The following is a 24961-nucleotide window of genomic DNA, read 5'->3' as shown; positions in this document are numbered from 1 at the left end:
CCGCTCCGGCCGTCTGCGCCGGACCGTCGCTCGTGCCACGAGGATCCGCTCGGGCAGCACTCCGTCGCGGCCCATGAGGTACGGCGGCCGTCCGGAGCCGAGCCGCACGGCCGGGCCCGGGCCGCATCCGGCGAGGACGGAGGCCGATACGGCAGGGGCCGCCGTCAGGACCGGACCCCGCGCGAGGCTCGGCTCAGCCAGCAACCCAGCACCTCGTCGGTGGTGGTGATGGTGGCGACGAGGGCGAGCGTGTTGCGGATCATGGCGGGGGTGTAGTCGGCCGGCACTCCCGCGATGGCATCACAGGGCACCACGGCCGTGTAGCCCAGATTCACCGCGTCGAACACGGCGTTGGGGACGGCCACATTGGCCGAGACCCCGGCGACGACGAGGGTCCGGCAGCCGAGGTTGCGCAGCAACGCGTCCACGTCGGTGCCGGCGATGGGCGAGAGGCCGTGCAGCCTGCGTACCACGAGGTCCTCGTCGGCCACGTCGATCGGCGCGGCGATCCGTACCGCCGTGGTGCCGCAGTGCTGCTGCACGGGCAGCCGGCCGGCGGCCCGGAAGAGCCGGGCGTTGCTGTTGGCGCCCCGCCCGTCGGGGCGGCGTTCGGCCACCGCGTGCAGCACCTGGACCCCGGCCTCGTGCGCGGCCGCGACCAGCCGGGCGACCCGGTGCAGGGCGCCGGAGGACCTGGCCTCTTCGGCCAGTTCGGGCAGTGCGCTCCCCGGGCCCACGACCCCCTGCTGGCATTCGACCGTCAGAAGCACGGTGGTGGCCGGATCGAGCTGCTCGACGAGCTGATTCTTCGACGGCACGGCTGCCCCTTTCTGCGGCGGACCGGGCGCGCGAGGCTAACGGCCATTGCGTGATGAGGGAAGAGCCCCCATGCTTTCTGACACCTAGTCAGATACCGGGAGGAGGCGCCCCCATGGCCGCCATACAGCGACGGGGCCGTCGGATCATGATGACGGACGCCGAGCGCGACACCTATCTCACCGAACAGCGCACCTGCCGCGTGGCCACGGTGTCCGCGGACGGCCATCCGCATGTCGGCGCCCTCTGGTTCACCTGGGACGGCACCTCGCTGTGGCTGTACTCGATCACCCGCAGCCTGCGCTGGTCCCAGCTGCGCCAGGACCCGAGGATCGCGGTGGTGGTGGACGACGGGGTGGAGTACGCGGATCTGCGCGGCGTCGAACTCTCCGGCGAGGCCGCCCCTGTCGGCGAGGCACCGCGCACCGGCGAGCCGTGCCCCGAACTCACCGTGCCCGAAAAGCTGTTCGCGGCGAAGTACTTCGGGATGGACACCATGCCGCACGACGGCCGGCACGCGTGGCTGCGGCTGACACCGCGGGCCATCACCTCCTGGGACTTCCGCAAGCTCGCGGCTCCGCCCACCGCCTGAGAAGCCGGGGGTCTACGGCGCGTCCAGCCCCCGCCCGGCTGCGCGCAGGGCCGTCACCGCGGCCCTGACCGAAGGGCGCCGGTCCGCGCCGGTACGCCAGACGGCGTGGACGTGACGTCGCATCCTCTGCCGTACGGGCACGAGCCGCACCCCGTCCGGCACCGGGCCGCGACCCAGCCGCGGCGCCACACAGACCCCCATCCCCGCGGCGATCAGGGCGAGTTGGGTGTGATGCTCGCCCGCCAGGTGCGCGATGCGTGGTTCGATGCCTTTCGAGCGGAGGGTGAACATCAGCCAGTCGTAGCAGAACTCGCCCTCGGGCCAGGACACCCAGTCGTCCTCGGCGAATTCCTCCAGGTCCACCTCGTCCCGGCCGGCGAGCCGATGACCGGCCGGCATCGCGATGTCCGGTGCGTCGTCCAGGAGTTCGGCCTTGGCCAGGCCCGCCGGCACGGGCAGCCGTTTGTTGCTCCAGTCCAGCACCACGGCAAGGTCGGTGTCACCCCTGATCACCGCGCGGATTCCGTCCTCGGGCTCCAGTTCCCGGGTACGCACGCGCAGTTCGGGGTGGTCCCGGCGCAGCGCGAGGAGCATCGCGGGGAAGAGCCCGCGCGCCGCGGTCGGAAAGGCGGAGAGTCCGATCTCGCCCACCACCTCACCGCGCTGCGCCTCGATGTCGGACTGGGCCAGCTCGACCTGGGACAGGATCCGGGCCGCGTGGTCGGCCAGCAGCCGGCCGGCGTCGGTGAGCCGGACCCCGCGCCCGTTCCTGGCCAGGAGTTGCTGCCCCACCTCCCGCTCCAGTTTCGCCATCTGCTGGGAGACCGCGGACGTGGTCACATGCAGCCCCTCGGCGGCACTGCTCACGGAGCCGTGCCGGGCCAGTGCGTCCAGGGTGCGCAGGCGCTCCAGATTCAACATGTAAGCAATGCTACGCAGACCTTCACACAAAGTCTCGCTTGTTCTACGCGATCCGGTTCGTCATCGTTGGGTCCATGAGCGCCACTGTCACGCCGAGTGCCACCTCTTCCACCGGGTCCGCCGCCGGTGCCCCGCCGCCGGCCGAGGGATCCGCCGACGGCACCGCGGTGACGTCCGCCCCGGGGCGCGCCGCCCGCCCGGCGCTGGACTGGCGGATCCGGTTCGGGGCGCTGGCGCTCATCTGGGGCTTCAGTTTCCTCCTGATCAAGGTCGGCACCGAGGGGTACGCCCCGTTCCAGGTCACCCTGGGCCGTCTGCTGTCGGGCACGGTGGTGCTGGCGGTCGCGATGGCGGTGCGCCGTGAGCGGCTGCCCCGCGGCGCCCGCACCTGGGGGCACCTGGCCGTCGCCGCGTTCTTCCTGAACGCGCTTCCTTTCTCGCTCTTCGCCCATGCCGAGCTGGCGATTCCCTCGACGCTGGCAGGCATCTGCAACGCGACCTCGCCCCTGTGGGGCATGGCGCTGTCTCTCGTCGCGCTCTCCGAGGACCGGCCGACCCGTCGCCGGGTCGCCGGACTGGGGCTCGGCTTTCTCGGCGTACTCACCGTGCTGGGCGCCTGGCAGGGCTTCTCCGGGCTGGACTTCGGCGGCACGGCGATGGCCCTGCTCGCCTCGCTCAGCTATCCGATCGGCTGGATCTACGTCCGCAGGACGCTGGCGGGCAGCGGTTCGTCGACGCTGGCGCTCACCGGCGGCCAGCTCTTCCTGGGCACGGCGCAGATCGCGCTGGTGACCCCGCTGTTCACCTCGGCCCCCGACGGATTCCCACTGCTCCCGACCCTGGCCGTGGTCGCCCTCGGGGCGCTCGGCACCGGCCTCGCGGTCCTGTTGCAGTACGGCTTGGTGGAGGAGGTCGGGCCGACCACCGCGCAGATGGTCACCTATTTCATCCCGGTCATCGCCACCGCCGCCGGCGTGGCCGTGCTCGGCGAGCAACTGAGCTGGAACACGCCGGTGGGGGCACTCGTGATCCTGGCAGGCGCCGCCCTCACCCAGAGCAGGGCCCGGGGCGGCCGGGCTGCGAGCAGCGGGGCATCCAGCGACTGAGGACCCGGATCCGGACCTGGCCGTGGGCCCGGACCCGGGCCGTGGCCTGGGCCCGGACCTGGGCCGGGACCGGCAGTCACCCGTAGGTCAGCGGCTTCACCGGCCCCGCCGCTGCCGCCACCGCATCCGCCAGTGCTTCGATCTCGTCCTCGGCGAGCGACGAGACCGTGAGCCGGATTCCCTGGGGCGCGGCCAGCCGGAACAGCGCCCCGGGCGCCACGGCCCAGCCCGCGTGCAGCAGCCTCGCCACGACACCGGTCTCGTCGCCGACCGGCACCCACACGTTCATCCCGCTGCGTCCGTGGGCCACCACGCCCCGCTTCGCCAGCGCCCGCACGAGGCCGTCCCGCCTCTTCGCGTACGCCCGCGCCACCTCCCCCGGGTCCACGGCGCCCGAGGTCCACAGGTGCACCACGACCCGTTGCAGGAGTCTGCTGACCCAGCCGGGGCCCAGCTGCTGCCGCCCCGCCACGCGGTCGACCGAGACCGGATCACCGGTCAGCACGGCGACCCGCAGGTCCGGCCCGTACGCCTTGGCCACGGAACGGACGAAGGCCCACCGGTCCGTGGTGCCCGCCAGCGGATGGACCGGCAGATCGACGATGCCGTGCCCGTGGTCGTCCTCGATCAGGAGGACATCGCGGTGGCCGGCGAGGACCGCGCGCAGTTCGAGGGCGCGCGCGGCACCGATGGCCGCGCCGGTCGGATTCTGCGCGCGGTCGGTGACGACGAGCGCGCGGGCACCGGCGTTCAGCGCGCTCTCGACGGCACCGGGCATCGGCCCCTCGTCGTCGACCGCGACGGGCACCGGACGCAGCCCCAGCGCCGGTACGAGATCCAGCATGCTGCCCCAGCCGGGGTCCTCGACGGCGACCGCGTCACCGGGTCTGAGCTGCGCGACGAGGATCCGCTCGATCGCGTCCAGCGATCCGGAGGTCGCGACCACCGGCCCTGCCGGCACCCCGTCGGCGTCCAGTGCGGCGCGGGCGAGCGCGGCGAACTCCGGGTCCACCGGCGCCTGTCCGTACATCCCGGGCTCCCGCCCGTACTCCCCCGCGACGGCCGCGAAGGCGTCCCCCAGCGCGGGCAGCAGCTCCGGGTCGGGGTTGCCCGCACCCAGGTCACGCACACCTGCGGGCGCCTCGACCCGGAGCGAACCGCGCGCCGTACTCGCGGGGCGCGGCCGCACCCTGCTGCCCCGGCGCCCGGCCGTCTCGATCACTCCGCGCTCACGGAGCGTGCGGTAGGCGGCCGCCACCGTGTTCGGGTTCACCCCCAGCCGGTCCGCCAACTCCCGCATGGGAGGCAGCACCTGGCCCGGTTCGAGCTCACCGGAGCCGACCCCGCGCTCCACGCTGGCGGCGATTTCCGATGCGCGCCGCCCCACAATCCGATACTCTCCTAGCACAAACAAGATTATGCACTAGTGCAATGGAGTACGCAATGTCGGACACCGCATCGCCGCAGCCCACGGCCCCGGACGCCGAAGCCGTCGGCTACGAGCCGACCGGGCGCACCGTCCCGACCCGTTCCCGCGAACGGGCGTCCTACGACAGGGAGGTGGTCCACTCGATACTGGACGAGGCGTACGTCTGCCACCTCGGCTTCGTCCGTGACGGCGCGCCCGTCGTGCTGCCGACGCTCTTCGGCCGGGTCGGCGACCGGCTCTACGTACACGGTTCGACGGGCTCCAGGCCGCTGCGCGAGGCGGGCCGCACCGATCCCGGCCTGCCGGTGTGTCTCACGGTGACGCATGTCGACGGGCTGGTGCTGGCCCGTTCCGCCTTCCACCACTCGATCAACTACCGCTCCGTGGTGGTCCACGGCGTCGCGCACACGGTCACCGACCCCGAGGAGCGGCGCACCGCCCTCGACGCGATCGTCGACCACGTGGTGCCCGGCCGGTCCGCCGATTCCCGGCCCGCCGACGAGAAGGAGCTGGCCGCGACCGCGGTGATCCGGCTGGACCTGCGGGAGGTGTCCGCCAAGATCCGCACGGGCGGCCCCAACGACGAGGCCCACGACCTCACGCTCCCCCACTGGGCCGGTGTCGTCCCGCTCGCCCGCGGCTACGGGACACCGCTCCCCGCGGACGACCTCGACCCCGCCATCGGTGTGCCGGACTACATCACCGAGCGGTGACGCACCACGGCTGACAGAACAGCGCGCGGCAGGCGGGGCCGCCCGGCGGGACCGGCATCGGCAACCGCATCGAGTTCTCCTCGCCGCACCTGTGCCCGTCGCCGGGGCACGCGTCCACCGGCCTCGTCGCCACCGGCTGCCCGAATCGCCGCGCCGACACCCGTTCTCGCTGCCGCCCGACTGCCCGCCGGATCATGGCACCTCACGTCGCGACGCGCCGCATCGCGCACGTCACATCGCGGCACGACCGGCGGACAGTTCCCCTTCGGCGACAGCCCGGCCGCCGTCCCGCCCTTCGGCCACCGCCGCGCCGGATCCCGGCACGACGGGCCCCGGAGGTGTCCCCGGCGTCGAGGACTGCGCGATGAAGGCACCGATCAGCACCATGGCCCCACCGAGGAGCTGCGGCGCCGACAGGTGCTCGCCGAGCAGCACCCAGGCGAGCACCGTGGCGATGACCGCCTCCAGGCAGGCGACGACGCCCGCCACCGCGGGCGAGAGCAGCCGCACCGAGATCACTCCGGTGACGTACGCGATCACGGTCGCCAGGAGCACGATCCAGACGAGCAGCAGCCAGGCCGGAACATCCGTACCGTCCATGCCCACCGTGCCGCCCAGCACCGACCAGTCCATGCCCCAGGGCTGCGCGACCACGGTGAGAACGGCCGCGCCGATCAGCAGCCCGTAGGCGATCACACCGACCGGATGCGGCGGTTCGACGCCGCCCGCTCCGTCCGTCCCGTCCGCGCCCCCCTGGTCCGAGAGGACGAAGTAGCCGACCTGGCAGCAGGCGGCACCGAGCGCCAGCAGCAGTCCGACCGCGTCGAAGCTCAGCCCCGACCAGACCTCGACCACGCACGCCAGCCCGCCGACAGCGAGCACCACACCGACCGCGGCCCGCCGGGTGACCGGCCTGCGCTGGACGAACCGGACCCAGCCGAGTACGAGCGCGGGCGCCAGGTACTCGACGAGAAGAGCGACCCCGACGGGGATCCGGGAGATCGCGGCGAAGTAGAAGGCCTGCACACCCGCGACCGCGAGCAGCCCGAAGCCGAGCAGCAGGACCGGCCGGCTGCGCACCAGGTCCCGGTGGCGCCAGACCACCGGCAGCATGACCAGGGCAGCACCCGCCACACGTAGCCACACCACATGGAGCGGATCGAGCCCCGCCTCGATCAGCGGCTTGGCCGCCACCCCTGAACCACCGAATGCGAACGCCGATGCCAGGGCTGGTCCCAGGCCGGCGCTTCTCCCCTGAGACGCGTGCATCGGCCCATCATGACAGCTGCGGTCAGGAGCATCATCCAGGTGACCCCTGACATGCTCACTACTGAATACGCAGCCGCAGACCGCCCACCGCCACCGAACCGCCCGACCCGGACGGTCGCCCTCCGGACCACCGGGCCCGGACGGTCAGCCTCCGCACTCCGGCACGCCCTGCCCGGCGGCGTCCGCGACCCGGGCCGCTAGCCGGTCCGCGTCGACCCCGCCCCGTACCAGCACCTCGACGGCCCGGCACTCGTGGTCGGTGGACAGTGCCGCGAGCAGATCGAGCCCGCCGGCCCGTACATCGCCGCGCGACTCCGCCCGTTCGAGTGCACCGGCCATCGCCGAAGCAGCCGAGGGCGACCAGCCCTCCAGTCCGGTGCCCCGCACGACGGAACCCGGGTCGGGGAAGACCGGGACGGCGCCGGAATCCTCGACCGAGCCCTGCCAGCGGAGTCCGTATCCGATACTGCGCTGGACGAGGTAACCGAGCACCCTGGCGAGCTGGGGTCCGCCCTCGAAGGCCGCCCGCACCGCGGGGTCCGATTCGATGAGGGAGTGCAGCAGATGCGCCGTGTCGATCTGCCGGTCACCGTCGCGCAGCGCACGCCTGCGGGCGCCCGTCACGACGGCGGCCAGCTCCACCGTGAGTCTGGCGTCGAGCTCGGCGCGGTTCGGTACGGGCTGCTGGGGGATCCGCGGCGTCCGGTTCTGCACATCTCTCACCCCATCAGCCCTGCGGCACGAATACATCCCCGGATGGGCCCATCCAGGCATCCCACGCAAGTTGGGCACACCCGAACGGTTTCTCCTCCTTGCGGATGAGATCTCGCCATTTCTGGATCCGATCGAAGAAAAGGGCGCGCGCCGCCTTGCCACGCGCTCCCCGGGCAACCGGAAGTCGCCCCCGCACGTCCCACAGGCCATACCCATGCGACAGCCGGAAGGGAGCCCACGGACGTGTCCTGGTTGGTCGCCCTGCCGGCACTCGACGGGCGGGAGTACGTGTACCGGGTCCACGCCCCGGCCGACGCGCTGCGCGCGGACCTCTTCTGGGCCGCGTTCCACTGCCACGACGACGGCCCGCACCCCCGCGCCTTCGACAGGTTCGACGCCGCTCTGATCTGGCGCGCGGGAGCGGAGGGAGCCGACCCAATGGATCTGACAGTTCATCAGTATTGAATGTTTCGGTCACTGCGGCTACGTTCCGCGACACCGTAACCCGCCGAGAAGGGGTGGTCGCATGGCCGAAGTCAGTGCAGAGGCACGCATCGAAGCGCCGGCCGAGAAGGTGTGGGCCCAGCTGACGGACTTCACCGCGTACGGCCAGTGGAACGCCACCCACACCAGCTTCCCCAAGGGCGGTCCGGCGGCACTCGAACTCGCCGCCACCTACGAGGAGAACATGAAGCTCATGGGCTTCCCGGCCGAGGTGACCTGGACGGTGGCGGAGCTGGAGACCGCACGCCTGCTGACCACCAGGGGCAAGGGCCCGATGGGCGTCAACCTGGCCATGCGCTATTCACTGACCCCCGACGGCGACGCGACAACGGTCCGCATCGACGGGGAGTTCACCGGCGCGGCGGTCTCCCTGATGGCCGGAAAGCTCAAGGACTCGGCGACGGCCGCGCTCGTCGAGTCCCTGCGCAAACTGGGCGGCCTCGTCGCCGCCTGACACCCCGGCAGGCGGGAAGGGCCTCGCGGCTCGGCCGCGAGGCCCTTGTCACCACACCCGGGACCACCGCACCCCACGGGGCTCAGTGCTCGTCGGCAAGGATCAGATACAGCTTCTTACGGGCGTCACCGATGACCGCGAGAGCCTTCTTCCGCTGGTCGGCCGAGCCGGTCTTCCAGACCTGCCCGAACGCCTCCATCAGACCGAATCCGGCCTGGCGGATCTCATTGGCACTCTCCCAGTCGACACCGCGTCCGGCTTCCTCCCAGGGTGCCTCGGCCCCCGACTCCGCCTCGGTGCGACCGGCGTCGGTGAGCGTGAACAGCTTCTTGCCGCCCTCGCTCGCACTGATGATCAGCCCCTCGTCCTCCAGCAGCTGAAGCGTCGGATACACCGAGCCCGGGCTGGGCCGCCAGGCCCCGCCGCTGCGCTCGCCGATCTCCTGGATCATCTCGTACCCGTGCATCGGCCGGTCCTTCAGCAGCGCCAGGATCGAAGCGCGTACGTCACCGCGCCGCGCCCGCCCCCGGCCGCGCCCGCCCCCGAAGGGCCCACCACCGAACGGGCCGCCACCGAACGGCGGCCCGAACTGCCCGAAGGCCGCCCGCCGCCCCTCGAAGTCACCACGCCCCGGACGGCCGGGCCCCCAGTGCCCATGACCGTGCCCATGACCGAACTCTTGCTCGTGTCCATGTGAACGCATCGCTCTACTCCTTCTATCGTTGATCTGTCGCGATGCGTCAACGATATATCGGAACCGATCGCCTGGCAATCCCCGAGTCAGGGGCACGACTGACCTGTGACAGTGATCGTTGATCGATTGCCAGGGGTGGTTGATCAAAGCTGCTTTGTGTCAGCGAAGAGTGACCACTTGGCCGTCTGTGCCGGCGAAGGCTGACCGTTGTGTGGTGTTGCCCTGCTGATGGTTGGCCTGTCTCGATGCCGGTTGGCTGCCATCAGTGATGGGGCGTAATTGCGGAGCCGCCGGAGTGCCCCGGCAAGTACGGGTGAACGGGCTCTGTCGCTGATCTTGTGACCGGGCTGGATCGCCGCGCGATCACACGGAGTACGTTGTCGTCCATGTCTCCCGAACCGCGCAGCCGTGAAGAGCTGGTCACCTTCCTGCGTGACCTGCACAGAGACTTCCGCGCCCGGGGCCACGAGTGGGAGAACAGCACCCTGGACGACTTCCTGGAAGCGCTTGCCGCATGGGTACACGACTCCCCGGGCGCGTACAAGAACGCAGGTGAGCAGATCCCGTCCGACGGCGATTGGACCTTTATGGCCCGAGCCCTCCACGCAGCCACCCTCTACGAGTAGGGCAGAGCCCTGCGCCGCTCTGGTACGTCACAGGATCAGCGACAGAGCCGGCGAACGTGCTCACTCGGATGGCAGGTCCCAAACCCCAGACTCTCCACCTACGGTCATGGACGCCGGCATCGCGTCACTGATCAGGAACTGGCTCCTGCAGGGAAGAGGGAGTCGAGCCGGGGTGACCCAGTTCTCACCGTGGCCTCTACGGTGTCGATCTCTTCTCGGGCTTCGCCCATGTCTCCTGAACGGCTTCCAGGGCCTCGTAGAACGCCTCCTCGCAGTCGCCCTCCTGGCCCGTCAGCTCGTCGAATACCTCCTGGGCCACATAGTCGAGCTCCTCCCATTCCGGCCACTCGTCGTCACACCACTCCCGTGTGTGCCGTCCCACCAGGGCCCGCACCTCAGCAACGTCAGCGAGGGCATCCGGATCAGCAAGCACCGCCTTGTACGTCCATTGCCCCTGGGCCACCAGCCAGAGCGCGAAGTAGTCGAAGCCGTCGTCGGAGCACAAGCCACCCTCGATCCGGTCCACCGCCCGCCACAGTGCGTCCGTGGCGACCGCCTCGCACGCGGCCTCCAGACGCGCTTGAAACTCTGCCCCCTCCGCAGCCGGCCGGCATCGCAACTCCCCGCGCAGCCATTCCAACCGTTCGTGCCGGTCACCGGGGCGACGGCTCAGCTCGTCCATGAGCGCCCAGAAGGTCTTATCGTCCATGCTGCACAGGATCGCAGCCACCACTGACATGCCCGGAACCCCTTGCGCCAACAGCCGTAGCGGCCCCCTTCCACCCTGCGCAGCCTCGGGAACGGCCCGCCTGCCGCATCGCGTGTACGTCGGCAGATGGGTGTCTGCACGATCAGCCGCTCGGCTGCGCGGCCTTCTTCGGCTGCTCAGGCCGGCCGCGGGACAGTCGGTAGCACGTGCGCGAGCACCAGCGGCGGGTCCAGCCGTCCTTGCGGCGGTCGATCGGCTTCTGGCACTGGCCGCAGGACACCGGCCCGAAGAAGATAGATGGGTCAGCACCCCCAGCCGCCCATGTGCGGCAACGGCGGCTGCACCAGCGGCGAGGGGGATCGGCGGGCGACTTCGCTTCTATCGGGATGCCGCAGAACACACATGTCCTCGAAGGCAGGGGAAGCCCGTCCCTCTCGATCAGTCGGTCGTCCACTCCTTGTTGTAGGGGAATGGGTGAGTGGCCACCGAGGTGAAGCGGGCGGCGATCCGGTCGCCGCGTGTGCCGGACAGCAGGCCGCTGCCCTCGATGTCGATGCCGGAATAGGCGAACGTCGCGGGGATGCGCTCGGAGAAGTACTTGAGTGTGTCGGACGCCTCGGCTCCCGTGCGGGTGTGCAGGGAGATGTTGTGGATCTCGTCTACCAGGACGAGGCCGGTGCGGGCCTTGGTCCGGGCCGTGACACGACGGTCCGCCTTGGACCGCTTGGCCTTCCGGTTGTTTGCCGCCGGCTGTTCAGGGCCGGCGTGGGCGCGGGTCAGCAGGGCGGAGACGGCCTCTGCGAGTTCCTCCTCCGTGGCCTTGGGCAGCTGGTGACTGACGTGGTCCCAGGCGAGGTCACCGAAGGGAACGGGCGCGCGGTTCAAGTACTTCCAGGTTGCCTGGATCCACTCGCCTTCGCCTCGGTGGTTGCGTACCCAGACGCGGGAGACGTCGTAGGGGTCACGGTGGACTTCCCAGAGCCCACGCTTGGCGGTGACCCCTGAGTCGCGCCGTCGCATCGGCCCCAGCTCGGGGGCTTCGTAGGTGCGGTTGTTGATCCGAATTCCGTAGGAGTTGACGGCCCGCCAGGCCGCTGGGAGGAGTTCGACGTAGTCCTGGCCGCTGAGAGCGACCGGGACGTAGCCGCAGGCCTCGACCAGCGCGGCGTACTTCTGGTTCGGCGTGAACAGCCGGCCAGGATGGTCGGGATCTCGCAGCCCCTCGTGAGGGCGGTTCTGCCAGTGGGCGACGATCCACTCGTCCAGTAGTTCCTGCAGTTCGGGCAGAGCCCACGGGTTCTCGCGCTCCGGGTGGCGGCCACGGTGGTCGGTGTTGCGGCCGGTGTGGCCGGGGAGGAACTGGGCGAACATCGTGGCGACGGAGCCGAGCATCTTCTCGATGTGGCCCTTTTCGAAGGGCGAGCCCTTGTGCGTGGGCTGGAAGTCGATCTCCAGGAACCGGCAGGAGGCCCGGAAGTTGCGCGAGACGAACACCTTGCCGTGATCGCAGACGATCATCTCCGGGACGATCACCGGCTTGGCTGCCGCGTGCTCCAGACGCTCATCGAGGGTCAGCATCCGGGCATGCGGCAGCACCGAGCGGGACATCTTCAGCGCGTCGACCCAGCCTGGTCCCATCAGCTCCGGGGTGACCGTGCGGGCCAGCAGCACGCTGGCGTCGACGGGCTTCGTCGTGGGCCTGCGCACCGCCGCGGCCAGTGTCCTGGTGGCGACGTCGATCAGGCCGGTGAGTTCGACCTTGCCGACCACTCCGTTGTCGAGGCGGACCATGACGTCCAGTGGTGTGGAGTCGATCTGCATGACTTCACCCGGAGCCGACACCGTCAACTCACCGAACGGGGCCGCGGCCCCATGGGCCTTCGACCTGCGTGTGACGGCCGACCCGGTCGCATGTGTGCCTGCCGTCAGCTTCGCCACCAGTCGGTAGAGAGTCCGTCGCGAGGGCAGCTCGGCCAGGTTTCCGTCATTCTCCCGAATGAGCTCCCCGGTCCTCCAGATCAGGTAGGCCCCGTTGCGTGTCGAGGTCTCGACGCCCTCCTTGATCGCCTGCCGCATCGCCTCGACGACGGCGTCGGGCACGTCACCGAAGTCCTTGCGCTTGCGGACCGAGCGGTGATCGACCAGCCGGGCCAGGCCGACCAGGCCTTCCTCCGTGTAACGGCGTCGCCGGAGGCCCACCGCTCCGGTTTTGATCTCGTGGCCGAGGGCGGCGAGTTCAGCCGCCTTGGCCTTCTGGCGCGAGGTCACCGATGTGCCCGGTCCGTAGCCCGGTCGCGGTGGTGTGCCCGGTTCGGCGCCTGGCGGCAGCCGGTGCAGGACCGCAAGGACGTGTCCTTCCCACCACAGCGCCCGCTTCATCACCTCGGGTGCGAAGGTCTCCAACAGACCGGACTGGGGCAGAGGCATGCGTTCGGGCTGGAACAGGATCTCGAAGTCCGCGGTTTCGAACAGGTCGATCAGAGCGACAACGCGGTGCGGTGCCTCGGCGTCCTCCAGCACCGCCGCCCGTGCGGTGACCTCGATCGAGAACGCCCCTCACCTGGCCCTCGAACCGGACCTTCTGGCCGACCACCAAGGCCGGCGGCCGCTTCAAGCTGCCCATCGGATTCCCTCCGTCCAGACGAGACTGTCGCTCTCCATCAGTCCTCCCGCCAGATCGGTCCTCGGAGCGCCGGACCACAACAGATGGAACAGCACCGGCAGAACCTGCAACCGGTCTCCGACCAGCCCGGCGCCCTCCCATCGCCCCATCGGTTCGCGGAAGACCTCCAAGAGGCCATTCCTCACCGCCACCGGTCGGCCGCAGCGGGCCCGCCGGTATCGGGACAGCCAGCGGATGTTCGCCATGAACACCGGCTCGGGCCGCCCAACCCACTCGAACTCCCATCCCACGGCACGGCAGGCATGCTCGGTCGCCTCGAACGCCTCTCGCGTCACCCCGTCCATCTCGTCCGCAGCACGGACGTCAACGACACGGGCGCGTCCGTCGGACAGCCGGACGAAGTAGTCAGGGGCATGCCGGCGCTTGCGCGCGCCGTCGTGCCAGTGCAGCCAGAACGGCTGCGAGGCGATCGCGACCACCTGCGGATCACGGTCCAGCAAGATCAGCCGGTCCCGCTCCAGCCACGACTCGTAGCCCACGTGATCCCGCATCGTCGCCGAGTAGTACCAGCCGGCGAACCCGGACCGCCCTTGTGCCAGCTGAACTCCCGCACCGGGTCCACAGCCTCGAACGGCGTATCCCAGCTAGACCCAAGCGATCGACGCGGCGTCCCATTGACGGAAAAGGTCAGGTCAAAGGACGTGAGGGCAGCCTCTTCGAACACGCCAAGAGGTGCCCCCACCACGTCCCCCGCCCACCTGTACGCCGAATGATCAACCTGCGGTGGCACGAACTAGCGTTGATCATCCTTCACCGGCAATCGATCAACGATCACTGTCACAGGTCACCGACCGTCGCTGAGGCCGGGCGATCTAGAGCTGGGGCGATCGAGTCCGTGTCGGCGAAGACGGGCCACTTCCCTGTTCGCGACCCCGGGGACGGACCGGCGGCCTGTGCCACAGGCTTCGGCAATTGCCCGTGAAGCGTCACCCTGCGGCGCTAGGCTGCTGTGTCGTGCAGGAGACACGCCTCGACACTGCTCGGATCCGATCGGCTCGCCGGGTGATCGACCCGATGTTTCTCGACACTCCGTTGTACCGCTGCGAGGCACTGGAGCCTCACCTCGGATGCGCCGTGAGCGTGAAGCTCGAAACGGCGAACCCGGTCCGCAGTTTCAAGGCCCGTGGCACCGAGGTGGTCGCGAGCCGACTCGCCGATGACGGCTCTTCTGCCGTGGTGTGCGCGAGCGCGGGCAACCTCGGCCAGGCCCTCGCCTGGTCCGGTCGCGGCCGGGAACTCGACGTGACCGTGGTGGCATCCCGCTTCGCGGCGCGGGTCAAGCTCGATCGCATCCGCGCACTGGACGCCAGGCTGGAACTGGTGGACGGCGACCACGAGATGGCGCGCGAGCGGGCCGCGACCATCGCGCGCCGCGAGGGCATCCGGCTGGTGGAGGACAGCCTGGACATCGAGACCTGCGAGGGCGCGGCAACCATCGGCCTGGAACTGGCGGATGCCGCACCGTCGTTCGACGCGGTCCTGATCGCTCTCGGCGGCGGGGCGCTGGCCACCGGCGTGGGGCACGTGGTGAAGGCCCTGGCGCCCGGGGTCGAGGTGATCTGTGTCCAGCCGCTGGGCGCACCGGCGATGACGCACTCCTGGCGCCAACGGCGCGTGGTCACCACCGACTCGACCGACACCATCGCTGACGGCGTCGCAGGCCGGTTCCCCGTCCCGGCCGTCCTGGACGACCTCCTCCTGGTCGCCGACGACGCCGTCCTGGTCCAGGAGGCCTCGATCATCGCCGGTATGCGGATGCTCCTCGACCACGCCGGCCTCGTCGTCGAGCCGTCGGCCGCGCTCGGCGTCGCGGCGATCCTCGAAGACCGTGACCGCTTCGCGGGCCGGCACGTAGTCACCATCGTGTGCGGCAGCAACGTCGACATGGACGCCTTTCACCGCTGGGTCGCTGCTCCCGGCCAAGGGACTTGACGGCTGCTCCGGCAGTGACCCCTGAACCGATATGCCGTTCGACGTAGTCCTCTTGGCCGCCTGTTCCATGCCGGCTTCTCGGGCCGGCCGCGGGACAGCCCGGCGGCACTTGCCTGAGCACCAGCGCCGGCTCCTGCCGTTCGCGGGAAGACTGGTCATCGACCCACCGTCGGTACGGGGCTGTGCCATGTGCTCGCGTCCGTGTCCGGGCTGCCTGGGCGCTTGCGGTGGGAGGCGATGTCCAGGTCGACGGCCGGCAGACCGGTTCGGCTGTTCTTCTCCGTACCGATGAGAAGGGCGTCGAGGGCGGCACCGCGGAGCCGGGTTCGCCCTCCTCGATGTCGAGGACCATGCAAGCGAGGGTTTCGAGACCGCAGCAACTTCCAGGCTCCATCAGCCGACCAGCGACGATGCCGTCTGCAGACCGTTTCCCACGGCCCGAACCGCTCCGGCAGGTCCCGCCACTGCACGCCAGTCCGCACCCGGTGGAGAACTCCATCGCTCACCCGGCGGGGATGGCTCCAGCGGCGCCCACGCGCACCACCAGGAGGAAAGAATCACCCCAGCCGATCCCGCTCCGCATTCGTCGAATCCCCCCGGCCCATAAGGATCTCATCTGGACCAGGCTCTATGGTCGCCACTCCACCCGGTAGTCGGGATGTTCAGCGTACGACTGTGCCAGCACTCGAAGGGCATATTCGAGACCGGCGAAGCGTGCGTTGGACGGATCCATTGCCGCGTGATCCCGGGCCAGCATGTCGACGAGGTCGAGCATCGGCAGGTGGCTGTCGAGGAGGGCATCGGCCCCGAAGCGGTAGGCCACATCGGCATAGGCATGGTTGTCCGCCTCATAGCGGGCGTGAAGGAACTTCAGGAGGTCGTCCATGAGGGGATCTTTGCCTAACTTCGGTGAAGCGGGGGAAAGTTCTTGTCCGTCTCAAGGGCGGAGGAAATGCGTGTGCGGAAGAGATCGAGCTTGGCTCGGCCGTAGCCTGCGCGTTTAATCAGCTTCACCCTCGTGACCTGGCCTTCGACCAGCTTGTGGTCGTCCAGCAAGGTCCGGCGCTGGGTGACCTTCACCAGCAACTCGTCGACGTCCGAGGTCCGGGCGTATCGCCGGACGGCGTAGTAGTCCAGCTCCAGGTCACGGCTGATTCCGCGAAGGGACCGGCCCTGGGGGAAGAGTTCCTGGACGGCGCGGTGGCGTTCGCGGATGGTGGCGACGATCCGGCGGGGCCGGCCGCGGATGTCGAGCATGCCGTCTGGTTCCGCCGGTGGCCGCGGCTCTCCGGGCTGGTGTTTGGCCTGGTGGGCGGTGCGGAGGCAGTGGTAGTGGCTGGTGACGGTTTTCTCCACGGCCTTGGCGAGGTTGTTCCACGGGTGCCAGACGTCGGCGGCCTGGACGGCCTGAGGGGCGGCCGTTCTGGCGGCTTCCGCGTAGGCGGAGGCGCGATCTCGGCAGATGATCTGAACCTCGGGGTGGCCGGCCGGCCGGCGGGCCACTGGTGCGGCCTCGCGGCCTGGCAGCACATCGATGGGTCTACGGGACTCCAGATCGACCAGCAGCGTGGCATAGGTATGGCCCTTGAGCAGGGCAAAGTCGTCGATGCCCAGGACTCGGACGGGCCCCTGCCCGGTCATTGCGGTGGTCCGTAGCAACCTCAGCAGGGTGTCCACGGTCATGCCCAGCCTTCGGGCCAGCCGTGCGCCGGGCCGTCCGGCCAGCGCCTGAGCGACGCGGCCGAGGAGATCTCGCAGGACGGGCGTGTGCCGGGCGTGCGGCCGGGTCGGTCCCGGAATCTGCTCGGCGACGGTGGCCGACGAGCACTCGGTCGTCAGGCACTTGAACCGCCGCATCAGCAACATGATTACCACCGGCAGCCCGCTCAACGGTGCGTCCGCGAGCCGCCGTTCGTACCGGCCGTGTATTCGGTCGGACCGTATTCCACACCCCGGACACCGCGCCGAACGCGTACGAGATCGCGCACGCAGCACGACCACACCCGCGTCCTGGTGTACCGACTCGACCACTACGTCGGCCAGATGCGGCAACATCTCTCGCAAATCCCCTGAACCACAGACCTGTCCGAAACGATACGAACAGCTTCAACGTCACAAGATCAGCGACAGAGCCGATGAATGCGGCCGGCCGGACGTGCGCCTGCGTGTTCGAGAGAGACGGGCGCGTGCGACGATCGTGATGTGTAACGGCCGGAGGATGCTGAACTTTCCCGGGAGCGGAGCCAGATGCAGGACGACGAGATACGCGCGAGCTTCGACGGCCGCGCCCGCGTCAAGCTGCTTCCCGACCGAACCACCGCCTCGAATCGGCGCCGCGTCGAGGAGATCGCCCACGCGCTCGGCTACCGGCTGCTCGCCACCGAGAGCCTCGCCGAGTTCAGCATCCGGCTCGTCTACGAACGCGACGATGCCCCGATCGCACGCCGCCGCGCCGAGCTGACCGTTGCCCGGCTGCGCGCGGGTGGGCCACTGCTGCCGGCGGTGGAGCCGCCTCCGCCGCCGCCACCGGGCCCGCCACCTCCGGCCCCGTCACAGCTCCGACACCAGCAGCCCGGCCGTCCTCGATGGGGAGCGCCGGCACCACCACCACCGCCCTCCACCGGTGCTGCTCCAGCCCGTCCACGGTTCCCACCCCCACCGCCGGGCCCGCCGCCTCCGCCGCCCATCGCCCCAACCCCTTAGCGGCGTTCGCCCGTGGCCGAAGCGGTGCTGCTGTGCGCCGCCACGAACCGAGCGCCTACATCCGTACACGAAGGACCGGCAGAGTCCCGACCGGCCCCGCCCACTCGAACCCCCCGCCCACCGCCCGCCGTGCGCGCGTGGCGGCGCTCCCTCGGGCCGTCGTGCCCGTGCAGCCGGAACGGCCGGGACTCGACGGGCACCACCTCCGGCACCCGGTCGAGCAGGACCGGCCGGTCGCGGTCCGGCCAGGAATCGGAGCCCACGTGATACCGCCCGGTCACCGAGCAATACCAGCCTGCGAACCCATGGCGTCCGTCCGGGGCCGTGCTCCGTGTCCGCTCCTTGGGCATTCGCGCGTGCGAGGCTACGGCTACGCTCGTCGGCATGCTGAGCCATCTTCCGTTCGATGAGACGCTGCTCTCCACCGTGGGCACGCCCAAGCTGGCCGAACTCCTGGACAGCAGTCCGCGGTCACGGGTGTGGCGGGTGCGGCTGGCCGACCGGCGGCTGGTGATCGTCAAGCAGATCACCGACGGCGGGGACACGAACGCCGACGCGAGCACGCGCTTCGCGCGGGAGGCCGCCGGGCTGCGCCTGGCAGGGCGGGCGTCCGGGCCCGCCGTGGCCCCCGCGTTGCTCGCCACGGACCAGCCCTCGCGGGTGATGGTCCTTGAGCACTTGGACGACCTCGGCAAGACGGACGACTGGATGCCGGGGTACGCCGAGTCGCTCGCCCGGCTGCACGCACTGACCGGGCCCGCCGACGCGGGCGCACTACCGGTCTGGTCGGGGCCCACGGCCACCGACGCGGAGTCCTTCCTTGCCCTGGCCAGGGCGCTCGACGTGCCCGTACCCTCCTCGGTTTCCTCTGAACTCGCCGGACTCCTGGAGCGGTTGGACCCCACCCCGCACCATGCGTTGCTGCACGGCGACCCCTGCCCCGGCAATGATCTGCGCACCGCCGACGGCGTCCGCTTCGTCGACTTCGAGCGGGCCTCGCTCGGCAACGGCCTGGTCGAACTCGCCTACTTCCGCATCGGCTTTCCCACCTGCTGGTGCGCCATGTCGGTCACCGCGGCCCCGCTCACGGAGGTCGAGGACGTCTACCGGACCACCTGGCGCGGCCTCACCGGGAAGGACGTGCCGGGGGACCTCGCCGATGCGTGCGCAGGCTGGCTGATCCAGGGCGACGCACTCGTCGAACGGGCCCACCGCGGGACCGTCGACCAGCTCGCCCGGGTGGCCACCGAGGACTTCGAGTGGGGCTACGTCTCCGCTCGCGAGCGGCTCATCCACCGCCTGGACGTGGTCGCCGGCATGACCCGCGACCACGATCACCTGCACGCCGTCGGCCGCCTCAGCTCCGCCCTGGCCACCCGCCTGCTCGAACGCTGGCCGAGTCTCCGGCCACTGCCCACGCATGCAGCCCGCCCTTGGTACTAGGGCGGAAGGTTCCTGCGGAAAGCTGTCCACCGGGGGTGGCCCAGCAGGATCTGCCCTGGCGGTACGGGCCGTGGCAGACGGTGTACGAACGCTTCCGTCGCCGGTCGGCAGCGGCGTGCCGAGCCCTGGTGGCGTCGCCGTCCCACGGTGGGCGGGGACGTCATGTGAGGTTCGTTGTCCGAGCCCTTCGACAGCTCCGGGTCGGCAACGGACCAGTGTTGCCGGCCCGAGTGTCTGCCCCACCGAAGGGACTTGCCGGACCAAGTCCCCATCCACGACGGCCGACACCGGCAGCCGTCCCCATGCGTCGCGAACGATCGCGGCGGCACTCTCGCTCGGCGCGGTGGCGATCGCGGATCCGCCCAGCGCCACCACCCCGACCCAGCCGACCGGACACAGCCCGGATCGCGGGGAGACCACCACGTTCACACCACCCGGTGGAGGGAACGACACAGGCACCCGGGCCAGTTCTTCCCAGAGCCGACGTGCCCGGGGTACCAACACATCCGTCCACATGGATCCGAGCATGCCGGTCGAGGCAAGCGGCCGACCCGGAAATCGCCCCTGTGTGACCAGTATCAGTGCAGCGACTGCCGCGGAGTCGCGGCCCGGACCACCGTCCGCCCTTCCCTCCCCCGGCACCAACGGTGCTGGCGATCACGCCAAGGAGCGCGTGAGCCACACCAGTTCGCCACGGTCGTCCGTCGTCACGTGATCGCGCTCGAACCCCAGCTTTTCGAGGACACGGAAAGACGGCGCGTTCCAGGAACGCACGGTCGCCCAGAGCCGCTGCCGACCGGTCGCGATCGCGGCTTCGATCACGGCGGTGGCCGCCTCGGTGGCATAGCCGTGCCCGTGCACCCGCCGGAACAGCTCGTACGCGATCTCGGGCTCTTCGACGGAAGCCCGCCCGACAGTGAGTCCGCAATAGCCGATGAAGTCACCCGCATCGCGACGGTTGACGACCAACAGGGCGAGCCCCGTCCTTTCCGGCGTGGAGAGTTGGGCCTCGATCACGCGCCGGTTGGCCTCGATCGACGGCACTCCATCGCCCCGCTCCGCGGCGAGCGCACGGTGGTCGTCGGCATCGGACATCGTCCATGGACGCATCGTCAGCCTGGTCGTCTCAAGATGGAGTGACATCGTCGTGTACGGCATTGCAGCAATCTACCGATGCCGTCGCGGGCGAACCGAACCAACCGTGCGTTTGTGGGCCGGGCAGACGCAATCTGCTTCGGTGGACGGCGCCGTGACAACAAATGCCTTGGCCGGTCGCCGCCGAGGTGCGACTATGCCCCCGTTTCCCCAATGGAGGACGTTTGTTCGTATTCGTGTGCGCGGGGTGCGGCGCCAGGCTGACCACCCGACTGTCCGAGGTCGCCCTGCCCGTCCACGCCCATCAGAAGTACGGGAACGGGACGCAGCTCCCGGTACTCATGGAGTCGGGCACATTCGCCGTGGACCCGGAGCCGTGGGGGCCACCGTGGCGGCCGTGGTCGCAGGTCGATCCGGACGAGGCGGCGGCCCGCGGCATCCACGCACCGCTCCACGCCCTGTCCGACAGCGCGCCCGGCGCGATCGTCATCGCCCCCGGAGACGTCCGGGGCACCCTGCTGATCCTGGAGAGAAGCGGCGGATCCTGCTGCGGCCTCGACGGGGCCGACGGCCCCAACATGGCCTGCGAGGCGTGCGGCCTGCCCGTGGCGAGCAGGATCGACGACTGCTCGCTCTGGCAGGCGGTGTGGCTCGCCCCGAACGCCGTGCGCCGCTGCCCCGTCGACGGCGCCGACGCCGTACCGCTGTCCTGGGAGGAGCTGATGACGGAGGGGAGCGGCACGCCCCCGTTCGAACCGCTCGCCCGGTGGGGGCAGCGGGTGGAACCGAACCACTGGTGGTCATGGAGCCCGCAATGGGAGGCGGCGGCAGGGCAGGCACTCGCCCATCTGCTGGTGGCCTCGGAAGGACGGCCGGTGACCGTCCCGGACGGCCTGCCCACAGAGGTGTTCCGACGTACCCTCGACGCCCTGCTCCCCACAGGCCCACCCGCACGGCGCGCCGTACTGGCCGGACCGAAGCGCCCTGCTGTCGGCGCGGACGCCGACATCGTCCTCGTACCGGTGCATCCCCGGACGGGAAAAACCTGGACCCCGGCCGGCCCGGCCGCCTCCGCGCACCCGGTGCCGCTGCCGTTCGGGGTGTGGCTGTGGCTGGCCTTCCCCGAGCCGTACCCACCCGTCCTCGCATCGGGCGTGACACCCGGCCACGTCCTCCGCGACGACCCGCCCGCCCCACGCCCCCGTCACGCGTTCCGGGCCGACCCGGAAACGTTCCGGCACACCCTGGTACGGATGCCGGCTGTCCGCAGCCCGTGGCTGCGCGAGATCCTCCAGAACCTCACGCAACACATCCGCGCCGGAATCTTCTAGGCGGACGTGTTCGTCGTCGCCGAAGAGTTCGATGGACTTGGCGTTCATGGCCGCGATCCGTTCGATGGACGGCACGTCACCCGGCGGCAGAATCGAGTCCCACTCCTCGGACGCCTCGGACGCCTCGTCAGAGACAATGGAGCAGTGGGCGAGATGCGCGCCGACGTCCACCACCGTCCACACCGTGACACCGGAGGGCGCACCCGGATCCGGTACGTCGCGCAGGAGCCGAACCAGTCGCGGGACCAGGGCACGCAACGCGGCGCGGGCCTGCTCGTGTTCGGTGACGGGCTCGAACGCCGGGACGGCGCCTACGCCACTCCCCCGTGCTGCGGACGGGCCCGCAGACCACCGCCGAGGAGGAGGACGGTGGCGACACGGCTCCCCCCAGAGGCTCGCTGGGGTCGGTGCCCGGCCCATCAGCCGAGGAAGAGCGGGAACTTCGCGGCCCGCTCGCCCAGTACCTCCTTCTCCGCGTCGGTCGGGGCACGCCGTCCCGTGCCGACCAGCAGGGCGTCCGTGTCGGAGAGCGACGCGGGGAACTCCGCCCCGGCGATCCTCTCCAGCATCTCGCGCGACCGGGCGAGCCCTTCCGCCGGCGGTCCGGCCGCGCCCGGAACGTACGCGACGAGGTCCAGATGGTGCAGCGTCCACTCCAGGACGTACGCCCCGAGGTAGTCGCCCGCGGTGAGAACCACGTCCTGGGTGGCGACCCGGAGACCCGGATCGGCGAGTACGGCGGCGCGGCCGGCGGCGGAGCCCACGTCGTCGAGGTGGAACTTGAGCAGGCCGGGCTCCTCGTACGCGGCAGCCAGCCGGACGATCAGCGCGTCCAGCGGGTCGTCGCCGGTCGGTGGCGTTTCCGAGACGTTCCAGTAGGTCAGCGCATCGCGGGTCGGTTCTGCCTCGGTGGGCGTCACCAGGGTGATCAGGACGTCCTGGGCATCGATGACCAGATGGCACACCAGGTCCCGCACCAACCAGCCGGCGCAGCCGGACGGTCGCGCGAAGTCCTCGTCCGGAAGTCCGGCGACCGCCGTGCGCAGCGCCGTCCAGGAACGTGAGAAGAGATCCACATCGGCACGGTAGTGCGGTGCCGCGCGCCCGGACAAGCACCTCGGCGGTTCGCCCGCGCACGACCTCACCGGCACGCGACGACCACCCGCCGATCCGCACCCGGAACCCGGGGCGCACCGATACCGTCCGGGAACTCGTCGTCACCCGGGTTCATCGACGTTCACGCCCGCCGGTACTCACGTCCGGCGGCACGCACGTCCGGCGACACTCACGTCCTCGGCGCTCAGGTCCACCGGCATTCAGGTCCATCGGCGCAGAGGTCCAACGACACGGAATTGGCCTTGGTACACGGCTCCGCGCCCTGCATATGGTCGCGCCATGAGGATTCGAATCGTCGACACATTCACCGACCGCCCCTTCACCGGCAACCCGGCCGGTGTCCTGATCCTGGATTCCGACGCCTTCGCCGACGACGATCGACTCCAGCGGATCGCCATGGAGGTGAACCTCTCCGAGACCGCCTTCGCGCACCCACTGCCCCCGGGCGGCGCGGCCGACTGGGCGCTTCGGTGGTTCACCCCGGCCACCGAGGTCGACATGTGCGGGCATGCCACCCTCGCCACCGCGCATGTACTGCACACCACCGGTGCGGCGACCGGCACCGTACGCTTCGCGGCCCGGTGCGGGATCCTCACCTCGGACGCCCGCCCCGATGGTGCGATCACCCTCGACTTCCCGACGTCCCCGCTGACGCCCGAGGCCACCCCGGCCGGGCTGGCCGCCGCGCTGGGCGCGGATCCGCTCTCCGCCCAGGACACCGGCCCGCACACCGGCGACCTGCTCGTCGAACTGACCGACGAGGCGACCGTACGGGGGCTGACCCCCGACATCGCCAGGCTGGCCGACGTCTCCCGGCGGGGTGTCGTCGTCACGGCGGCCGCGGCGGACCCGGCCCGTGGCTACGACTACGTCTCGCGCGGCTTCTTCCCTCGCGTCGGCATCGACGAGGACCCCGTGACCGGTAGCGCCCACACCGCGCTGGCACCCTTCTGGTCGGCCCGCCTCGGCCGCGACGATCTGACCGGACTGCAGGCCTCCGCCCGTTCCGGCCTGGTACGGACCTCACTGCGCGGCGACCGTACGCTGCTCACCGGCGACGCCGTGACGGTCATCGACGGCGAACTGCTCACGTCGCTCTGACGTCCCGGACGAAGATGCGGGGACGATGTGAGGGAGCGGGGGCGGTGCAAGGGAGCGGGGGCGGTGTGCGGCTGTGGGAGAGGTACGGACCGACCCGACCGCTCCTCGTACGCTCTCCCCCTTGCCTCCGTGCCGTGCCTCCCTGCCCCCTGCGCCCTGCCCCAGGCCCCCCTACTCCGCACCCGGACCCTCACGGCGTGGGCAGCCAGCCCACCTTCCCCGCCAGCAGCGCGTACCCGACGAACGCTCCGATGTCCAGCAGCGCGTGCGCCGCGACCAGCGGCCCGACCCGCCCCCAACGCCGGTACAGCAGCACGAAGACGACGCCCATCACCATGTTCCCGATGAAGCCGCCGATCCCCTGATACAGGTGGTAGGAACCGCGCAGCACCGAACTGGCGGCCAGAGCCGCCATCGGCGTCCACCTCAACTGTCCCAGTCTGCGCAGCAGATAGCCGACAACGATCACTTCCTCCACCACGGAGTTCTGGATCGCGGACAGGATCAGAACCGGGTATTTCCACCACACATCGGGCAGCGACTCCGGCACCACGGTCAGATTGAATCCGGCGGCCCTCGCCACCAGGTAGAAGGCCAGGCCGGCGCTCCCGATGCCCGCCGCGACCAACGTGCCGCGGCCGAGGTCCGGCCACGGCCGCGTGCGGTCGAAGCCGATGGCCCGAAGGCCGGCGCCTTCTCTGATCAGCAGGTGCGCGACCAGGGCCACGGGCACCAGCGCCGTCGTGATACCGAAGAGCTGCCAGGCGAGATCCAGCCATGGACGTCCCGGCGCGTACGAGCTGTTGAGCGTCGCCGCCTGATCCTTCAAACCCCCTGGTTTCGTCAGTGATCCGACAAAACTGATCAGGGCAGACACTCCGCTGGCACCCAGCGAGAGGGCCAGCACGAGGACCGTTTCGGACCGCAGGATCCGTCGTGACAATGCCTCTTGGGGGTAAGAATCAGCCATAAGCCCCGCCTCCACCTGTACACCTGCCTTGAGTTGTGCA

At 70.4% G+C, this 24961-nt stretch carries 24 protein-coding genes and 2 pseudogenes; 11 read left to right on the top strand and 15 right to left on the bottom strand.

All coding sequences use genetic code 11. From position 1 onward, the window contains the following. Positions 1 to 164: 164 nt before the first annotated feature. A complete protein-coding gene (locus ACGF8B_RS35095) occupies positions 165 to 818 on the bottom strand; it encodes a cysteine hydrolase (RefSeq protein WP_392746296.1) in 654 nt (217 codons plus the stop codon). Between the two features lie 113 nt (positions 819 to 931). Between ACGF8B_RS35095 and ACGF8B_RS35090 the strand changes: the two genes are divergently transcribed. Further along, on the top strand, positions 932 to 1408 hold the full coding sequence (locus ACGF8B_RS35090; protein ID WP_392746294.1) for a pyridoxamine 5'-phosphate oxidase family protein: 477 nt from the start codon (positions 932 to 934) through the stop codon (positions 1406 to 1408). Positions 1409 to 1420: 12 nt separating this feature from the next. Here ACGF8B_RS35090 and ACGF8B_RS35085 read toward each other — a convergent pair whose 3' ends face one another. Further along, on the bottom strand, positions 1421 to 2329 hold the full coding sequence (locus ACGF8B_RS35085) for a LysR family transcriptional regulator (protein WP_392746292.1): 909 nt from the start codon (positions 2327 to 2329) through the stop codon (positions 1421 to 1423). A 74-nt stretch (positions 2330 to 2403) separates the two neighbouring features. Here ACGF8B_RS35085 and ACGF8B_RS35080 point away from each other — a divergent pair, with 74 nt between their 5' ends. Beyond that, positions 2404 to 3435, top strand: coding sequence for a DMT family transporter (locus ACGF8B_RS35080; RefSeq protein WP_392746291.1), 1032 nt, complete (start codon positions 2404 to 2406; stop codon positions 3433 to 3435). Positions 3436 to 3511: 76 nt separating this feature from the next. Here the strand turns inward: ACGF8B_RS35080 and ACGF8B_RS35075 are convergent, their stop codons facing one another. After that, positions 3512 to 4843: an aminotransferase class I/II-fold pyridoxal phosphate-dependent enzyme gene (locus ACGF8B_RS35075; protein ID WP_392746289.1), complete on the bottom strand. Its 1332-nt coding sequence runs from the start codon at positions 4841 to 4843 to the stop codon at positions 3512 to 3514. Positions 4844 to 4878: 35 nt separating this feature from the next. Here ACGF8B_RS35075 and ACGF8B_RS35070 point away from each other — a divergent pair, with 35 nt between their 5' ends. Beyond that, positions 4879 to 5577, top strand: a complete 699-nt coding sequence (locus ACGF8B_RS35070) for a pyridoxamine 5'-phosphate oxidase family protein (protein WP_392746287.1) — start codon at positions 4879 to 4881, stop codon at positions 5575 to 5577. Between the two features lie 231 nt (positions 5578 to 5808). Here ACGF8B_RS35070 and ACGF8B_RS35065 read toward each other — a convergent pair whose 3' ends face one another. Both ACGF8B_RS35065 and ACGF8B_RS35060 read right to left on the bottom strand, forming a co-directional pair. Then, positions 5809 to 6846, bottom strand: a complete 1038-nt coding sequence (locus ACGF8B_RS35065) for a DMT family transporter (RefSeq protein WP_392746285.1) — start codon at positions 6844 to 6846, stop codon at positions 5809 to 5811. A 144-nt stretch (positions 6847 to 6990) separates the two neighbouring features. Next, positions 6991 to 7560, bottom strand: a complete 570-nt coding sequence (locus ACGF8B_RS35060; RefSeq protein WP_392746284.1) for a Clp protease N-terminal domain-containing protein — start codon at positions 7558 to 7560, stop codon at positions 6991 to 6993. A 243-nt stretch (positions 7561 to 7803) separates the two neighbouring features. Between ACGF8B_RS35060 and ACGF8B_RS35055 the strand changes: the two genes are divergently transcribed. Then, complete coding sequence (locus tag ACGF8B_RS35055) at positions 7804 to 8025, top strand: hypothetical protein (RefSeq protein ID WP_392746282.1); 222 nt, start codon at positions 7804 to 7806, stop codon at positions 8023 to 8025. A gap of 61 nt (positions 8026 to 8086) precedes the next feature. After that, positions 8087 to 8518 carry an SRPBCC family protein gene (locus tag ACGF8B_RS35050; RefSeq protein ID WP_392746281.1) on the top strand — a complete coding sequence of 144 codons (432 nt, stop codon included), beginning with the start codon at positions 8087 to 8089 and terminating at the stop codon, positions 8516 to 8518. An 82-nt stretch (positions 8519 to 8600) separates the two neighbouring features. On the opposite strand, the gene ACGF8B_RS35045 is transcribed toward ACGF8B_RS35050, so the two are convergent. Continuing rightward, positions 8601 to 9221 carry a PadR family transcriptional regulator gene (locus ACGF8B_RS35045; protein WP_392746279.1) on the bottom strand — a complete coding sequence of 207 codons (621 nt, stop codon included), beginning with the start codon at positions 9219 to 9221 and terminating at the stop codon, positions 8601 to 8603. Between the two features lie 377 nt (positions 9222 to 9598). On the opposite strand from ACGF8B_RS35045, the gene ACGF8B_RS35040 reads away from it, so the two are divergent. Next, entirely contained in the window at positions 9599 to 9838 is a 240-nt protein-coding gene (locus tag ACGF8B_RS35040; RefSeq protein WP_392746277.1) for a hypothetical protein, read from the top strand. Positions 9839 to 10034: 196 nt separating this feature from the next. Here the strand turns inward: ACGF8B_RS35040 and ACGF8B_RS35035 are convergent, their stop codons facing one another. The 3 genes and pseudogenes from ACGF8B_RS35035 to ACGF8B_RS35025 form a co-directional block, all read right to left on the bottom strand. Next, positions 10035 to 10547, bottom strand: a complete 513-nt coding sequence (locus tag ACGF8B_RS35035; RefSeq protein ID WP_392746275.1) for a DUF4240 domain-containing protein — start codon at positions 10545 to 10547, stop codon at positions 10035 to 10037. Between the two features lie 438 nt (positions 10548 to 10985). After that, a complete protein-coding gene (locus ACGF8B_RS35030) occupies positions 10986 to 13067 on the bottom strand; it encodes a Mu transposase C-terminal domain-containing protein (RefSeq protein WP_392746273.1) in 2082 nt (693 codons plus the stop codon). A gap of 90 nt (positions 13068 to 13157) precedes the next feature. Further along, a pseudogene (locus tag ACGF8B_RS35025) lies at positions 13158 to 13960 on the bottom strand (TnsA-like heteromeric transposase endonuclease subunit). Between the two features lie 224 nt (positions 13961 to 14184). Between ACGF8B_RS35025 and ACGF8B_RS35020 the strand changes: the two are divergent. Further along, entirely contained in the window at positions 14185 to 15162 is a 978-nt protein-coding gene (locus ACGF8B_RS35020; RefSeq protein WP_392746272.1) for a threonine/serine dehydratase, read from the top strand. A gap of 383 nt (positions 15163 to 15545) precedes the next feature. Here the strand turns inward: ACGF8B_RS35020 and ACGF8B_RS35015 are convergent. From ACGF8B_RS35015 to ACGF8B_RS35005, 3 genes and pseudogenes are all read right to left on the bottom strand, one after another. Next, positions 15546 to 15767, bottom strand: a pseudogene (locus ACGF8B_RS35015) (transposase); the annotation flags it as partial. Between the two features lie 23 nt (positions 15768 to 15790). After that, positions 15791 to 16048: a DUF6221 family protein gene (locus tag ACGF8B_RS35010; protein WP_392746270.1), complete on the bottom strand. Its 258-nt coding sequence runs from the start codon at positions 16046 to 16048 to the stop codon at positions 15791 to 15793. A 14-nt stretch (positions 16049 to 16062) separates the two neighbouring features. Then, the gene (locus ACGF8B_RS35005; RefSeq protein WP_392746269.1) at positions 16063 to 17217 is read right to left on the bottom strand and encodes an ISL3 family transposase; all 1155 of its coding nucleotides are present in this window, start codon (positions 17215 to 17217) and stop codon (positions 16063 to 16065) included. Positions 17218 to 17409: 192 nt separating this feature from the next. Here ACGF8B_RS35005 and ACGF8B_RS35000 point away from each other — a divergent pair, with 192 nt between their 5' ends. Both ACGF8B_RS35000 and ACGF8B_RS34995 read left to right on the top strand, forming a co-directional pair. Beyond that, the gene (locus ACGF8B_RS35000; RefSeq protein WP_392746267.1) at positions 17410 to 17865 is read left to right on the top strand and encodes a hypothetical protein; all 456 of its coding nucleotides are present in this window, start codon (positions 17410 to 17412) and stop codon (positions 17863 to 17865) included. Positions 17866 to 18249: 384 nt separating this feature from the next. Further along, a complete protein-coding gene (locus ACGF8B_RS34995) occupies positions 18250 to 19308 on the top strand; it encodes a phosphotransferase (protein ID WP_392746265.1) in 1059 nt (352 codons plus the stop codon). 657 nt (positions 19309 to 19965) lie between these two features. Here ACGF8B_RS34995 and ACGF8B_RS34990 read toward each other — a convergent pair. Continuing rightward, on the bottom strand, positions 19966 to 20466 hold the full coding sequence (locus ACGF8B_RS34990; protein ID WP_392746263.1) for a GNAT family N-acetyltransferase: 501 nt from the start codon (positions 20464 to 20466) through the stop codon (positions 19966 to 19968). 161 nt (positions 20467 to 20627) lie between these two features. Between ACGF8B_RS34990 and ACGF8B_RS34985 the strand changes: the two genes are divergently transcribed. Further along, positions 20628 to 21734: a hypothetical protein gene (locus ACGF8B_RS34985; protein ID WP_392746262.1), complete on the top strand. Its 1107-nt coding sequence runs from the start codon at positions 20628 to 20630 to the stop codon at positions 21732 to 21734. 419 nt (positions 21735 to 22153) lie between these two features. On the opposite strand, the gene ACGF8B_RS34980 is transcribed toward ACGF8B_RS34985, so the two are convergent. Beyond that, positions 22154 to 22810 carry a maleylpyruvate isomerase N-terminal domain-containing protein gene (locus tag ACGF8B_RS34980; RefSeq protein WP_392746261.1) on the bottom strand — a complete coding sequence of 219 codons (657 nt, stop codon included), beginning with the start codon at positions 22808 to 22810 and terminating at the stop codon, positions 22154 to 22156. Between the two features lie 319 nt (positions 22811 to 23129). On the opposite strand from ACGF8B_RS34980, the gene ACGF8B_RS34975 reads away from it, so the two are divergent. After that, positions 23130 to 23951 (top strand): PhzF family phenazine biosynthesis protein, encoded by an 822-nt coding sequence (locus tag ACGF8B_RS34975; RefSeq protein ID WP_392746259.1) that lies wholly within the window; start codon positions 23130 to 23132, stop codon positions 23949 to 23951. Positions 23952 to 24141: 190 nt separating this feature from the next. On the opposite strand, the gene ACGF8B_RS34970 is transcribed toward ACGF8B_RS34975, so the two are convergent. Continuing rightward, positions 24142 to 24921 (bottom strand): CPBP family intramembrane glutamic endopeptidase, encoded by a 780-nt coding sequence (locus ACGF8B_RS34970; protein WP_392746461.1) that lies wholly within the window; start codon positions 24919 to 24921, stop codon positions 24142 to 24144. Between the last annotated feature and the right edge of the window lie 40 nt (positions 24922 to 24961).

It is taken from the genome of Streptomyces sp. NPDC047917 (assembly GCF_043204345.1).
Classification (GTDB): domain Bacteria; phylum Actinomycetota; class Actinomycetes; order Streptomycetales; family Streptomycetaceae; genus Streptomyces; species Streptomyces sanglieri.
The sequence above is the reverse complement of the archived record's forward strand: the minus strand, read 5'-3'. Positions and strand labels throughout refer to the sequence as shown.